13 protein-coding genes are annotated in these 13878 nt (G+C 47.3%); 9 read left to right on the forward strand and 4 right to left on the reverse strand.

What is annotated here, in order from left to right; all coding sequences use genetic code 11:
* Positions 1–113: 113 nt before the first annotated feature.
* Positions 114–1274, reverse strand: a complete 1161-nt coding sequence (locus tag ACE3T3_RS03595; RefSeq protein ID WP_374664139.1) for an iron-containing alcohol dehydrogenase — start codon at positions 1272–1274, stop codon at positions 114–116.
* A 117-nt stretch (positions 1275–1391) separates the two neighbouring features.
* Here ACE3T3_RS03595 and ACE3T3_RS03600 point away from each other — a divergent pair, with 117 nt between their 5' ends.
* From ACE3T3_RS03600 to ACE3T3_RS03615, 4 genes are read left to right on the forward strand one after another with little or no spacing between them, the layout of a single operon-like run.
* Positions 1392–1928: a low molecular weight protein-tyrosine-phosphatase gene (locus tag ACE3T3_RS03600; protein WP_374664141.1), complete on the forward strand. Its 537-nt coding sequence runs from the start codon at positions 1392–1394 to the stop codon at positions 1926–1928.
* Positions 1929–1937: 9 nt separating this feature from the next.
* Positions 1938–2966, forward strand: a complete 1029-nt coding sequence (gene murB, locus ACE3T3_RS03605) for a UDP-N-acetylmuramate dehydrogenase (protein ID WP_374664143.1) — start codon at positions 1938–1940, stop codon at positions 2964–2966.
* Positions 2967–2985: 19 nt separating this feature from the next.
* Positions 2986–4113 (forward strand): YdcF family protein, encoded by a 1128-nt coding sequence (locus ACE3T3_RS03610; RefSeq protein WP_374664145.1) that lies wholly within the window; start codon positions 2986–2988, stop codon positions 4111–4113.
* Positions 4113–5153, forward strand: a complete 1041-nt coding sequence (locus ACE3T3_RS03615) for an alpha/beta hydrolase (RefSeq protein WP_374664147.1) — start codon at positions 4113–4115, stop codon at positions 5151–5153. The genes ACE3T3_RS03610 and ACE3T3_RS03615 overlap by 1 nt, the downstream gene beginning before the upstream one ends.
* Before the next feature lie 129 nt (positions 5154–5282).
* Here the strand turns inward: ACE3T3_RS03615 and ACE3T3_RS03620 are convergent, their stop codons facing one another.
* A complete protein-coding gene (locus ACE3T3_RS03620) occupies positions 5283–6953 on the reverse strand; it encodes an FMN-binding glutamate synthase family protein (protein WP_374664149.1) in 1671 nt (556 codons plus the stop codon).
* A gap of 8 nt (positions 6954–6961) precedes the next feature.
* Between ACE3T3_RS03620 and ACE3T3_RS03625 the strand changes: the two genes are divergently transcribed.
* Positions 6962–7147 (forward strand): hypothetical protein, encoded by a 186-nt coding sequence (locus tag ACE3T3_RS03625; RefSeq protein ID WP_374664150.1) that lies wholly within the window; start codon positions 6962–6964, stop codon positions 7145–7147.
* Positions 7148–7531: 384 nt separating this feature from the next.
* Here ACE3T3_RS03625 and ACE3T3_RS03630 read toward each other — a convergent pair whose 3' ends face one another.
* On the reverse strand, positions 7532–8533 hold the full coding sequence (locus tag ACE3T3_RS03630; RefSeq protein WP_374664152.1) for a helix-turn-helix transcriptional regulator: 1002 nt from the start codon (positions 8531–8533) through the stop codon (positions 7532–7534).
* Positions 8534–8782: 249 nt separating this feature from the next.
* Between ACE3T3_RS03630 and ACE3T3_RS03635 the strand changes: the two genes are divergently transcribed.
* The 4 genes from ACE3T3_RS03635 to ACE3T3_RS03650 are packed head-to-tail and all read left to right on the forward strand — an operon-like array spanning position 8783 to position 12525.
* Positions 8783–10366 carry a circularly permuted type 2 ATP-grasp protein gene (locus ACE3T3_RS03635; protein WP_374664154.1) on the forward strand — a complete coding sequence of 528 codons (1584 nt, stop codon included), beginning with the start codon at positions 8783–8785 and terminating at the stop codon, positions 10364–10366.
* A 21-nt stretch (positions 10367–10387) separates the two neighbouring features.
* Positions 10388–10990 carry an alpha-E domain-containing protein gene (locus ACE3T3_RS03640; RefSeq protein ID WP_374664156.1) on the forward strand — a complete coding sequence of 201 codons (603 nt, stop codon included), beginning with the start codon at positions 10388–10390 and terminating at the stop codon, positions 10988–10990.
* Positions 10987–11766, forward strand: a complete 780-nt coding sequence (locus ACE3T3_RS03645) for a transglutaminase domain-containing protein (RefSeq protein WP_374664158.1) — start codon at positions 10987–10989, stop codon at positions 11764–11766. Before ACE3T3_RS03640 ends, ACE3T3_RS03645 begins: the two co-directional genes overlap by 4 nt.
* Positions 11767–11790: 24 nt before the next feature.
* Positions 11791–12525 carry a peptidase gene (locus tag ACE3T3_RS03650; protein WP_374664160.1) on the forward strand — a complete coding sequence of 245 codons (735 nt, stop codon included), beginning with the start codon at positions 11791–11793 and terminating at the stop codon, positions 12523–12525.
* 152 nt (positions 12526–12677) lie between these two features.
* Here the strand turns inward: ACE3T3_RS03650 and alr are convergent, their stop codons facing one another.
* Complete coding sequence (gene alr, locus ACE3T3_RS03655) at positions 12678–13751, reverse strand: alanine racemase (protein ID WP_374664162.1); 1074 nt, start codon at positions 13749–13751, stop codon at positions 12678–12680.
* Positions 13752–13878 lie beyond the last annotated feature (127 nt).

Raw genomic sequence — 13878 nt, forward strand, 5'->3', positions numbered from 1 at the left:
AATTATTTGTTTTTTATGGGAAAATAAAAAAACAGGCTATTTGTTTAAAAAATAGCCTAAATAATCAAAATAATGTAATTTTTATCACATTATTGCAGCTTTAACTTTGCACATTACTCATAAATAGAAGCGTAAATATGCAGGGCGTCCGCCTTTTCTATCACTCGAGGATTATTCTGCAGCAAACGGGTTTGCAGCATTGCGTCATCGGCCAGCTGTTCCAATGTATTTTGCGGCACGTGCAGCTGATTCAATTTTAAAGTGAGGCCGCTGCTGTCCAAATGATTTTGCATATGGTCGATAAATAAATCGCATAAGCCATCTGTACTTCCGGTGCTGTAAGGGTCAATCCACTTCATTAGCTCTGCATAATGCTGTTTGGCCGCCGGCGCGTTGAATTTCATGACTTCTGTCAGCACCAATGCATTGGTATGGCCATGAGACAAATGAAAATGCCCGCCCAAAGGGTAAGCCAGTGCATGCACCGCGCCCACTGGCGCATTGGCAAAAGCCTGTCCTGCCAGCATCGAGCCTTCCAGCATCAGCTGCCGCGCCTCCATATTGCTTGGCTCTTTAAGCACCAGCGGCAGATTTTTATTCAGCAAGCGCAGCGCCTGTTTTGCCAGCATGTCGGCATAGGCATTTTTCTTAATTTTAGATGTATAAGCTTCAATCGCATGCACCATGGCATCGATGCCGGTTGCTGCAGTAATCTGCGCGGGAAGGTTTTGGGTGAAGCTGGCATCTAAAATGGCGGCATCCGCATACAGTACAGGTGAGACAATGCCGGTTTTGGTGGTTTCGCCTGTGGTCACAATGGAAATCGGCGTTACTTCAGAGCCTGTGCCTGCTGTGGTCGGCACTAAAATAAGCGGCAAACGCGGGCGTTTGGCATTGCCTACACCGTAGAGATCCTGAATCTGCTGCTTCTGTTCAGGATGGCCCAAAACCGCAATGATTTTTGCAACATCCAATGAGCTTCCGCCGCCAAAACCAAGCACCAAATCAATATGTTCATTTTTAGCAAATTGTACCGCGTCCAGCACAATATGTTCAGCAGGGTCGGCCTGGACATTGGCGTAGATGGCGTAAGGTTGGCGGCGGGATTCGAATATTTCTAAAATAGGCAAATGCAGCTGATGCTGGATCATGCCGGGGTCTGTCACCAAGAGTACGCGCTGAGGCTGAAACTCATCGAGCAGTGTTTTCAGTTCAGCGATTGAACCAAGTCCGGAAATAATGCTGCTGACGGTTTGGAACTGAAAATTACTCATCCTTTTCTCCTTAATTTTTATCCTTAAATGAACATTATTCTTGGGGCTTGATATAGGATTCATTTGCTAAATAACTTAACATAAGATGCTTGAAATGAAAGTAGCATTGAGGTTGTTATGTCATCCCAAACGCCCTATAAGGTGTTGTGTGTGTGTTTAGGCAATATTTGCCGTTCTCCGACAGCGGAGATCGTACTCAGACATTTTTGCGATGAAGCAAACCTGAATGTCATCATTGATTCTGCTGGCACCAGCAACTATCATCCCAATAAAGCGCCTGACAGCCGCAGTCAGCTGCATGCAAAAAAACGCGGCTATGATTTGTCTGCTTTGCGCGCACGGCAGCTGATCACGCAAGATTTTATTGAATTCGATTTAATCTTGGCCATGGACTATGAAAATCTCGACAACATTCAGCAGCTGATGCGCCGCGCCGAACAAGAGTTTGGAGCGTCTCAGCTGCGTGCGGCAGTTTCTCTCATGAGCCAGCATGATCCGGATTTTCCGCAGCAGGAAGTTCCAGACCCGTATTATGGCGGCCAAGATGGATTTGAGCATGTGCTGAATCAGTGTGAATCGAGCAGCCGGGCGTGGGTGCAGATATTTAAAGCGCAAAAACCGCAATCAAAGCAGCCAAAACTTAAGGTAAATTAAGATTAAGTCATGAATATTCAAACACAGGTGCAGCTGAAGCCTTTCAATACCCTAAGCTTAGATGCTGTAGCGTCGCATTATGTCAAAATTCACAATAACGATGAATTGCTGAGCGCTGTAGATTATGCCAAGCAGCAGAACTTGAACCTGCTGATTTTATCGGGCGGCAGCAATATGCTGCTGCCCGAACAGATTCATGCGCTGGTGCTGCACATGGATATTCAAGGCATTGAAATATTGTCTGAAGATGAAAGCAGCACCATCATCCGTGTCGGCGCAGGACAGGTTTGGCATGATTTTGTGCTGTGGACGACACAGCACGGCATGTATGGCCTGCAGAATCTGGCATTGATACCGGGTTTAGTTGGCGCTTCGCCCGTGCAGAATATTGGCGCTTATGGTGTAGAAGCCGGCGAATTTATTCAAACAGTGCAAGTTTATGACCGCTATGCGCAGGTTTTTAGCCAAATCGATGCTGCAGATTGCCATTTCAGCTACCGCCATAGTATTTTTAAAGATGATCCGAACCGCTATATCATCACGCATGTGTCATTTAAATTGCTGAAAAAAGCTGATTTAAAACTGAATTATGGTGATTTGAAAGCGGCGGTGGGAGATGAGCAAACGGCTGAAAACCTGCAGAATCAGGTCATTCAGATCCGTCAAAGCAAGCTGCCGGATCCGAAAGAATTTCCGAATGCGGGCAGTTTTTTCAAGAACCCAGTCATCAGCCAAAGCGCGTATGACCAAATTGCGCAAAAGTTTCCCAATTTGCCCCATTATCCTCAGCCGGATCATCAAGTTAAAATTGCAGCGGGCTGGCTGATTGATCAGAGCGGCTGGAAAGGCAAAAAACTGGGCATGGTCGGCATGTTCCATAAGCAGGCGCTGGTTTTAGTCAATTATGATAATGCGGCGCTGCATCATGTGCGGGCGGCGTATCAGGCCGTGCAGCAGGACGTCTTTGCAAAATTTAATATTGCTTTAGAGCCTGAACCTGTACAGTTTGACCAAGAAGGCATGATTTGCTCACATTAAAATGGCGTCAGGACAGAACATGAAGAAAAAGACATATTGGATGGTTCGATTGGTGCAAATAGCCGCAGTGCTGTTTGCGCTATTGGCCTGTCTGATGGTTTTTATCTACACGCCGTTTTATTCACAGATGATCGTCAAAGCGCTGAATTATTTTGTGCCGGTTGAGGTTAATGAAGTTGCGGCTAAAAGCCAGAAATTAGCTGCGCTGAGCGATCAGGACAGTTATGAGCCGGGCTCAGATATGTGGATTGCGCGCCAAGCGTATTTAAAAGTGATGGAAGAGGCAATTCAATCCGAAAATTCGCAAAATTTGACGGTGATTCAGGCGCGCTATAAAGCATTGCAGGCGATTATCGAAGAAGATCAAAAAAAAGAAGCAGATGCAAAAGAGGCGCCGGCAGTGCCGCTTTTGGTGCAGTCCGCTTCTGAGGTGAGTGCCGAGGAAACGCCAGATGCTGCGCAAAAAGTCAAAGAGCTGCTGGAACTGAACAGTTCTGAAAATAAAGAATTGATGGCGCAATATATTGAGTTTTTGAAAACGCATAAAATTGAACAGCCGGCTTCTGAACCTGTAGATGAGCAGATTTTTAAAGACATTGCGTTGATTCATGATCAAAATCAGCAGAAAAAAGAGATTCAGTCAGAACCGTATGCGATTGTGGTTTTAGGCGGTGGGCTCACTTTAGATAAAAACCGCAAAGATATTGTGATTAATGATTACACGCGCCTGCGTTTGGAAACCACGCTGGCTGTCGAAAAACAGTATCAGCTGCCGATTGTTCTGAGCGGTGTCGAAGCGCCGTATATGCAAAGCTGGCTCAAGCAGCATGAGGTCGATGCCAAGCTGCTGGAAGACCGCAGCATGAACACCTGCGAAAACAGCCGCTTCAGCTCTTTGTTGCTGCAGAAAAAAGGCGGTGCGCCGACGGTGATTTTGATTACAGACCGTTATCATATGCCGCGGACCCGCCGTTTATTTGCTTTAAACGGTATCGAGACCATTCCTGTGGAAGCGCCAATGCCATCGAAACTGACCCGCTGGCGCCCAAGCGAACAAAATTATGACCATAGCCGGCGCGCAAATTATGAAATGCTGGCAACCATGCGCGATATGTGGTTTGGCACTGAATGCCGAGAGGTGCCGTAATGGCGGATATTCCATTTTTAAATCCAACGATTCTGAAACAGCTGGATCTTCCTGTTCCCAGCCGTGAAACCACGCCCTTGCTGCTGGAGCCGCTGAATTTGAATCAGCCCTTTGTTCCGTCCTTGGAAATTCAGTCTTACCGGCGCTTATATGCTTTGGACAGCTTGAACTGTGAGCATGGGCAAGGTTATATCGAAATGCCGCTGTTTAAGCTGCATGTGCAGGTCTTTCAGCCCAAGCTTGAATCTGCGGATGCCAAAATAAAAGGCACGGTTTTTTTGCTGCATGGCTATTTGGAGCATAGCGGCATTTATCAGCCGATTATTCGGGAAATACTGGAACAGGGCTTTAGCGTACTGACTTATGATCTGCCGGGGCATGGATTAAGCAATGGTTCACCCGCCAGCATTCAAAACTTTGATCATTATCAGCAGGTGCTGCACGCCGTGTGGCAATATGTGCGTCATGCTGAGCAGCTGCCGCAGCCATGGCTGGGTATTGGACAGAGTACGGGCGGGGCCATCTGGCTGCATCATTTGCTGGAATTTGCCGAGCGCCGTGAAGATCCTTATGTCAATCGGGTGCTGCTGCTGTCGCCGCTGATCCGGCCTGCTAAATCTGCATGGTGGCATAATTCTGTCGGTCTGGGTATTATCCGCAGAATTAAGCGTGAAGTGCCGCGCCATTTCAGGCGCAATAACCATAATCCTGAGTTTCTACGCTTTGTGCGTTTAAAAGATCCGCTGCAGCCGCGCATGATGGGCATGGACTGGATTTTGGCGATGTCGAAATGGATGCAGGAAATGGAGCAGCGTCCAGCGTGCCGAATTCCGGTTTGGCTGGCGCAGGGCGCGCAGGATCAAACTGTAGATTGGCGCTACAACATTGAATTTATCCGCCGTAAATTCCGCCTGCAAACACTGCTGATGCTGGAAGAAGGCTCGCATCAGCTGATCAATGAGCGTGCAGACATCCGTGCAGCGCTGACCGGCTTAATCCCTGCATTCCTGCATGCGCAGAGCGGAAAAGGCTATTATTAGCGTTGATGCGGTCATTCGGACAATGATCTTGCGCAATGCGCGCAGCAGATTTTGAATCGATCGTGAATAATAAAAAAGCAGCCTGGAGGCTGCTTTTTTATTGGATTGCGCCATTAGAAACAGGCGGCTTTAAAAGTGCGCTGAAGAGGCGCGGTTCCACATGCGGAAATAGAAGTTTTCTTCATCTTTATCTTCGCAGCTGAGCAGTTCGCCCGGTTTCAGCCAGAAATGCAGCTGCGCGTAGTTTTTGATTTCCCGGTCATTAATCCGCTGCGCTAAATGATGCGCTTTGATATCAGCAGGATGCTGCAGGCCTGCGGAAGCGATTAATTCCGACAAAGCATGCATGGTGTTGTTGTGGAAGTTAAATACCCGCATGGCTTTAGACGGCACATCAAGGGCTTTTTGGCGGTCTTTATCCTGTGTGGCGACACCGACAGGGCAGAGATTGGTATGGCAGCTTTGCGCTTGAATGCAGCCCACGGCAAACATGAAGCCGCGCGCAGAGTTGACCCAGTCCGCGCCAATCGCCATGGTGCTGGCAATGTCGAAAGCGCTGATGATTTTGCCGCTGGCGCCGACTTTAATTTGATCCCGCAGCCCTGCGCCGACCAAGGTGTTATGCACAAATAGCAGGCCCTCACGCAGCGGTGTGCCCATATTGTTAATCAATTCGACAGGGGCGGCGCCTGTACCGCCTTCCGAGCCATCTACCACAATAAAATCAGGCACAATTTTAGTTTCCAGCATAGCTTTGACAATGCTCATAAATTGCCATGGCTGGCCGATGCACAGTTTAAAGCCGACCGGTTTGCCCAATGATAATTCCCGCAGCTGCTGGATAAAGTGCATCATTTCAATTGGCGTTTTGAACGCAGAGTGGCTGGATGGAGAAACGCAGTCATGTTCACGGCTGACACCACGGATTTGCGCAATTTCTGCTGAAATTTTATTCTTCGGCAAAATCCCGCCATGACCGGGTTTTGCGCCTTGCGACATTTTAATTTCAATCATTTTCACTTGCGGCAGTTTCGCCTGCTCGGCAAAACGCACAGGGTCAAATTGGCCTTCCAGTGTCCGGCAGCCAAAATAGCCGCTGCCCAGCTCCCAAACAATATCGCCGCCATTTTCGAGGTGATAAGGGCTGATGCTGCCTTCGCCAGTATCATGGTAAAAATTGCCCAGCTTTGCGCCTTTGCTGAGTGCACGGATCGCGTTGGCGCTCAGGCTGCCGAAACTCATGGCGGAAATATTGAAAATCGATGCACTGAAAGGCTGGCTGCATTGCGCGTTGCCGATGGTGATGCGGAATGTATCAGTATTGGCTGGCGGGCAAGGCGTAATTGAGTGCGTCATGAAGCGGTAGTCTTCTTGATAGACATCAATAATGGAGCCGAAAGGCTTATCTGCATTTTCATTCTTGGCGCGCTGATACACCAAGCTGCGCTGCATGCGCGAAAAGGGCAGCGCATCTTGATCGGATTCAATAAAATATTGGCGGATTTCCGGTCTGAATTCTTCAAAAATAAAGCGGAAATGCCCCATGATGGGGTAGTTTTTTAAAATGGAATGCTTGTTTTGCAATAGATCATATAAGCCCAAAAGGCTCAGCAATGCAGTAATGACCCAAATGCTGTTCAGCAGGGTTTTTGAAACAAAGTAATAAATATACCGCGGCTCATAGCCAATGTGAAAAGCGGTAATGAGCAATGCGATAAAGATGCAGGCGAACCAAATGGAATGCCGTGAAAAAAAAGTATTCAGCAATTTATGGCGAATGGATTGTGATGGTCCTGGCATTATTCTGAATGTTCCTGAATGCTGATGCATTGACTATAAATGCGTCATCAAAAAAAATGAAGCAGAAGCAGCAGCTTGTTACTGCATTGCAGCAATTTTCAGAGGAAATGAAGCGCGGCAAGAAGGTGCGTTTGGGAAAAAGCATCTATCTGGATAATGCAATGCGGAAAATGGCTAAAGAAAATATGAGATAAGCACAGCAAAACATGTAATTTCACAGCATGCGCAATATGCCTTAGATTGACCAGACATTCACAAGCAGAGGGCAACGCAATGACCAAAAAATCCATTCGCTATAACAATGCAGAATTGGCTTGCCGATGCATGCACTGAAGAGAGCGACTGATCAAAGCATATAGCTGCAGGGCGGGGTGCAAGCCGTGCGGCTGTATAAAATGCAGCAGGCAAAGAAAACAATGACAAAAATATTTTAAGAAATTATCGTCCCGCGCTGTCGGGGCTTTTTTATTTCCGTTTTTATTTCCCCGCCAGTATGCTTTTTATGCAGAAACATACCGGCACAATCAACTGAAATCCAAATGCTTCGCCTTTCATTTTTTAGATTTCAGCATGGGAGTCTATATGGGTTCGATTTGCCGCACGGCATTGGACACTTCAATGGGTTCAATTTTCTGAATGCGGTTGCCGAAACTGCGCAGCCACCAAACCAGCTGAGAGGTGTAGGGTACTGTTGCCGAAACCAGGCTTAGCCCGTCATCCTGTTTTTCAATCCTCTGATCTTTGCTGAGCTGGGTTTCTTCAAAATAATACGCTTCTTGATCATTCATCAGCAGCTTCAGGTGAATGTTCTCGGTCGGCTTATTGAAGTCGACCCTGAAGCCCAGCGCGCCAGATTCAATATAGGCGTCAATATCGAAATTAACCGGGTGCATAGCGCGAGAATTCAGCACATGGGCCGATTTGAAGCGGTGCAGCGCAAAAGTTTGAATGTCGGTTTTGTCGTGGCGGGTACAGACCAAATAAATAATCGCACCTTTTTGCACCAAGGCCAGCGGGTTCAAAATATAAGTCTTTTCTTCACTGGATGGGCCGCGCCCTTGATAAATGCACTCCAGCTGCTTGTCTTGAAGCAGGCCTTCATAAATGGCCTGCTGCGCGGTTTTTTCAACCAATGGCGGAATTAAGGGCTGCGTTGCTGGAACAATGCGGACACGGTTAATCCATTGACGGACATTATTCTGCGTGGAAAGACTGTGGCGGGCCAAATCAAACCAAGGGTTCATTTCTTCAATTAAGCTTGGCGGCAGCAAGTGCTTTAAATGCTCTTCCACCATCATAAAAGTCACCGCTTGTGAGCTGGTCATATGCGGCAAGCTTTGAATCGGCGCATCAGAGCGCCAGCGCCAGCCTTGCGGCGAGGTTTTGCTGCTTTCTATCGGGAAGCGCTGTGAAATCTGGTTTAAATCGCGCTGGATGGTGCGCAGGCTGATATCAATGCCTTCACGGACTAAAATTTCCTGCAGTTCACGGGTGCCCATCCACTTGCCTGTAGAGAGCCGCGAAAGAATTTGCCACTGACGATAGAGGCTGTTGGATGTTTCTTTTTCTTGTGAGGACATAATCAATGAAAGAATTTGAGTAAGTTGAAAATTAATCGATCTACACAATAAGAAATCTGCCAATCCAGTGCAAGTGTTTCACTGTGTTTTGAGTCTATATTTTGAAACATGTTGGTACAGCAATGCACTTGCAGCGCAGTTGCTTTGGTGAATTAATGAATGTTAAGCAGGCAGAAAAACGCTGTTGAGCTTCAATGGCATGTTAATTGTTTTGATCTGTTTACAATGGACAACAATGAAGAGGTTGGCATGCTTAAAGAGAATCGAGATCCTGCTTCCAGCCCTGCATTGGAGGCATATGCAGGCGGTACGGCTGCAGGCCAAGGCTGTTTGCCATCGGGCAGTTCGGCTTCAGGCCTCAGTGCGGTTCACAGCTCCGCGATTGCACAGCCTCAGGCCTTGCTTGCATATTTAAAATCTGAATTTTTTAATGAAATGCGCGATGATCACGCCATATGCGGTGAGGCATGCAGCCGCATTGAGCAATGGCTGGCCCAGCATACGCTGGATGAGCTGAACGCGCTGAATCAGCAGGCAAAAGCGCATTTTTTATATGAAGGGATTACCTTTACTGTTTATGGCGATGAGCTGGGAACAGCGCGCACCATTCCTTTTGATTTAATTCCGCGCGTCATCGCCAAAAAGCAATGGAATACTGTTGCCGCAGGCAGTGCGCAGCGGGTAAAAGCGCTGAATTTATTCTTGCATGATATTTATCATCAGCAGGATATTTTAAAAGAAGGCATTGTGCCCGAGCTGCAAGTGCTGACCCATGAAGTCTATCAACCGCATATGTATCAGCATGCGCTCAAAGGCAAGATTTATAGCCAAATCAGCGGGATTGATATTATTCGCGGCAAGCAGGGAGAATTTTATGTGCTGGAAGACAATTTAAGAACCCCCTCCGGCGTATCTTATATGCTGGAAAGCCGCAAGATCAGTCAAAAATTAATGCCGGACCTGTTCAAGCAAAGCCATATTTTAGGCATAGAGCAATATCCGCAGTTATTAAAAGCAATGCTGGCGGAAAATGCCTGCTGTGATCATCCATTTATTGTGGTGCTGACCCCGGGACGCTACAACAGCGCATATTATGAACATGCCTTTTTAGCAAGGGAAATGGATGTGCCCTTGGTGACATCGCGTGACCTTTTTGTAGAAAACGATAAAGTTTATGTGAAAACAATCAAGGGGCGTCAGCGGGTTGATGTAATTTATAGACGCATCGATGACGCATTTTTAGATCCATTGTGCTTTAAGCCGGACAGCACGCTGGGTGTTGCCGGGCTGATGTCCGCTTACTTAAATCACAATGTGGTTTTAGCAAATGCACCGGGTACGGGAGTTGCAGACGACAAATCTATTTATCCTTATGTCGATAAGATGATCCGTTTTTATTTAGGTGAGCAGCCTATTTTAAAAAATGTGCCGACTTATCAATGCCGCGAATCAGAAGATTTGGATTATGTGATTGCGCATCTGGATCAGCTGGTGGTCAAAGAAGCACAGGGTTCAGGCGGTTACGGCATGCTGATCGGCCCGCAGGCATCTTCACAGCAAATTGCTGAATTCAAAGCGAAAGTGCTGGCTGCGCCGCATTTGTATATTGCGCAGCCGACTTTAGATTTATCGGTTTGCCCGGCCTTGACCCCGTTTGGCGCAGCAGAGCGCCATATTGATTTGCGCCCATTTGTACTGAGCTCGCCTTACCGCACGGAAATTGTACCGGGCGGATTGACGCGGGTGGCTATGCAGGCGGGTTCATTGGTGGTGAACTCTTCTCAAGGCGGCGGCATCAAAGATACTTGGATTGTCGACAATCTGCATTCTTAGAACTCCACACAAGGAGCAGCAATGATTTTATTAAACAGCAATGCTGAAAATATTTTTTGGCTCGGACGCTATTTAACGCGCACACAGTATTTGTGCAGCATTTATCCCTTTCAAAATGATGATGCCGCGCGCGATTATGCGCATGCATTTTGCTTGCCGGCTTTTGATGCCAGTTCTTTAAATGAATTGGCGCTTGATCCTCAGCATCCGGTTTCTTTTGTTTCGCAGTTCCAGTATGCGCAGAACAACATTGCCGATTTGCGCGGGGTTTTATCGGCTGGCGCTTATGCCGAACTGAATCAGCTGATTGGCAATGCCAGTGCAAATGCGGCGTATATCAGCGATGTCGCTGCCGATTGCCAGGATGTGCTGGAAGCGGAACAGGAAGCGGTGTTTCTATTTTACAGTTTAGGGCAGTGCATGGAAAATTTAGACCGCCAGCTGCGCTTTAAGCAGGATCTGGCTGCAACCTTGATGCAGTTGAAGGATGTGGTTGCAGCATTGTCTGGATTAGGAATGCAAGGCTTAAGCGAAGCGCTGGATGAACTCAATTTAGAACCTTGCAGCATGCAGTTTTATCATTTCAATGATCATCTGCAAACTTTATTTGAGGCAGACGCATGAAGCTGATGGTGAATCACCAGACGCATTATGTTTACAGCGCGCCGGTGCAGAACAGCATTCAGTACATTAAGATGATTCCTTCATCGAATACCCATCAGCGCGTGCATTATTGGGATATCAGCGTGCCTGGAGAAAAAGAGGCGAAGCAGGATGCATTCCGCAATATTTGGCTGACCTGTTCGCAGCGTGAACCATACCGTCAAATGAGCATTATGGCGCAAGGGGTCGTGGAAATGAATCCGCACAGCCCAGTTGGCGCTGCAGATTCAATAAATCCGAATCTTTTTCTGCAGCCGACCGCCAGCACCTTGTGCGATGATGCAATGAAGCAGTTCGCGCTGCAGCATGCATCGGCAGGCAGCCGCTCGAGCTTGATCCGTCTGGCAGGCGCCGTGCTGGAGCATATTCCCTATGCGCCGCAGCAGACATCTGTCAATACCTCAGCCATGCAGGCATTTCAGTGCAGGCAAGGGGTGTGTCAGGATCATAGCCATGTATTCATTGCGATGTGCAAATCTTTAGGCTTGCCCGCGCGCTATGTCTCGGGTTACTTATTTGCGCCGCAGAGCATGCATTTGGCCAGTCATGCTTGGGCAGAAGTATTTTTAGACAATGCATGGTATTGTTTTGATGTCAGCAATCAGCTTTTTGCACCCCATTCGCATATTTATGTGGCCGTTGGCCGAGATTATTGGGACGTTGCGCCTGTGCGCGGCGTGCGTGAAAAAGGAGGCTTTGAGTGCATGAATTCGATTGTTCAGGTGCTCAGCTGCTAATAAAAAAGGAAAAAAGGATAGAAAATGACCTATTGCTGTGCATTGCGCTTAAAAGACGGGATGGTGTTTATCAGCGACACGCGGACCAACGCCGGGGTCGATCATATTTCTGTATTCCGCAAGCTTTATACCTTTGGCATGGCGGGTGAGCGTTTCATTGTCATTCAGGCCTCCGGCAATTTAGCGACAACTCAGGCGGTCATCGGCCATTTGCAGAATCAGTTGGAACTGAAGCAGGAACCCAATTTATATAGCGTGAGCACCATGTTTGAGATGGCTGAGCTGGTTGGCCACACCTTAAAAAAAGTCATTGCCGATGTCACCACAGATACTGTAGAACAAAGCAATTATTATTGCAGCCTATTGCTGGGCGGGCAGATTAAGGGCGGTCAAATGCAGTTGTATAATATTTACCCGCAAGGCAATTTTATTAGCGCCACGTCAGATACGCCGTATTTTCAAATTGGTGAAAGCAAATACGGCAAACCGATTTTAGACCGCACCTTGCGCTATGATATGCCGCTCGATGAAGCCATGCGTTGCAGCCTCATCTCCTTTGATTCGACCATCCGCTCCAATGTTTCTGTCGGCATGCCCTTGGATGCATTGGTCTATAAAAAAGACAGTTTGATCACGCCGCATGGCAAGCGCATTTATGAGGAAGACCCATACTTCACTATGATCAGTAAAGGCTGGTCAGAAGCCTTGCGCCAAGGCCTCATTGAATTGGCAAAACCAACGGATGACTATTTTCAATAGTTCAGATTTCAATAGCTCAAATTTCAATAGCTTAGATTTCGATAGTTCAGATTCCATCGTTTGAATTTTAATAATGCTCAAATATCTATAATTCTAAGCCACATAAAAAAAGCCCAGAATAATCTGGGCTTTTGGTTTTTTCTAAAAAGCCATTAAGCAAGTTTGCGTGCAGGGCGCGCACTCATGCGGCATAACAGTTCATAACCGATGGTGCCATTGGCTTCAGCAACATCATCAACCAAGCGGTCTTTGCCCCACAGCTCAACTTCTGTGCCGAGCGGCGCATCGATGCCTGTAACATCAATGGCAATCATATCCATCGCTACACGGCCAATCACACGTGTTTGCTGGCCATTGATGGCTACATAGTTCTGTTTCGGGAAAGCGCGAGGGTAGCCGTCACCATAGCCAATCGAAACAATAGCAAGATCCATTGCTTGGTCTGCAACAAAGGTTGAACCATAGCCTACAGATTCGCCAGCTTGGATGGTATTCAAGGCAATCACTTCGGCTGTAAAGGTCATGACCGGTTTAAGGTCAAGGTCTTCCACGGATTTGTCCGCAAATGGGGTTGCGCCGTAAAGCATGATGCCTGGACGGACAAAGTCAAAATTCAGTTCAGGCCATTTATAGATGGCGGCTGAGTTGCAGCAAGAGCCCATAACAGGTGCGCAGGCTTCCTTAACGTGCAGGAATTGAGCGCGCTGCTGGTCATTTAAAGGATGATGGTCTGCATCAGCATTGGCAAAGTGCATCGCCAAAACACAGGTGAAGCCTTCAGCTTTCAGTGCATTAATTACCTCAATAATTTCAGGCACTTTAAAGCCTAGGCGGTTCATGCCGCTATTCAGCTTGACCCAGACTTTCAATTCTTTGGCGATATAGGCATCTTTATGCGCGCGCAGCCAGTCCAGCTGCTGCTGATGGTGCACAATCACTTCAATGCTGTTATCGACCGCAACTTGCATTTCATCAGCAGAAAAAATCCCTTCAATCAGCGTGATTGGCTGCTGATAGCCTAATTCACGGATTTCAATGGCTTCTTCAAGGCAGGCGACGCCAAAGGCGTCTGTTGAACTTAAGGCGGCTAAGCAGTCTTTGACTCCATGTCCGTAGGCGTTGGCTTTGACCATGCTTACGATTTTAGCGGTTGGGGCAAGTTGTTTGACACGGTTTAAATTATATTGAAGCGCTGCTTGATCAATATAAACTGTTGCTTGACGCACCCTCGTTACTCCTTGGGAATGACAAATATGGATTTGTACAGATTGGTACAAGATATCGGTTTAAACAGCAGGCCTGCTTTGCAAGGCGTGTTTTTTAAACCTGCAATATTGTATTCCTCTCAAAACT

Origin of the sequence: Acinetobacter sp. (assembly GCF_041919735.1) — a bacterium.
Taxonomy (GTDB): domain Bacteria; phylum Pseudomonadota; class Gammaproteobacteria; order Pseudomonadales; family Moraxellaceae; genus Acinetobacter.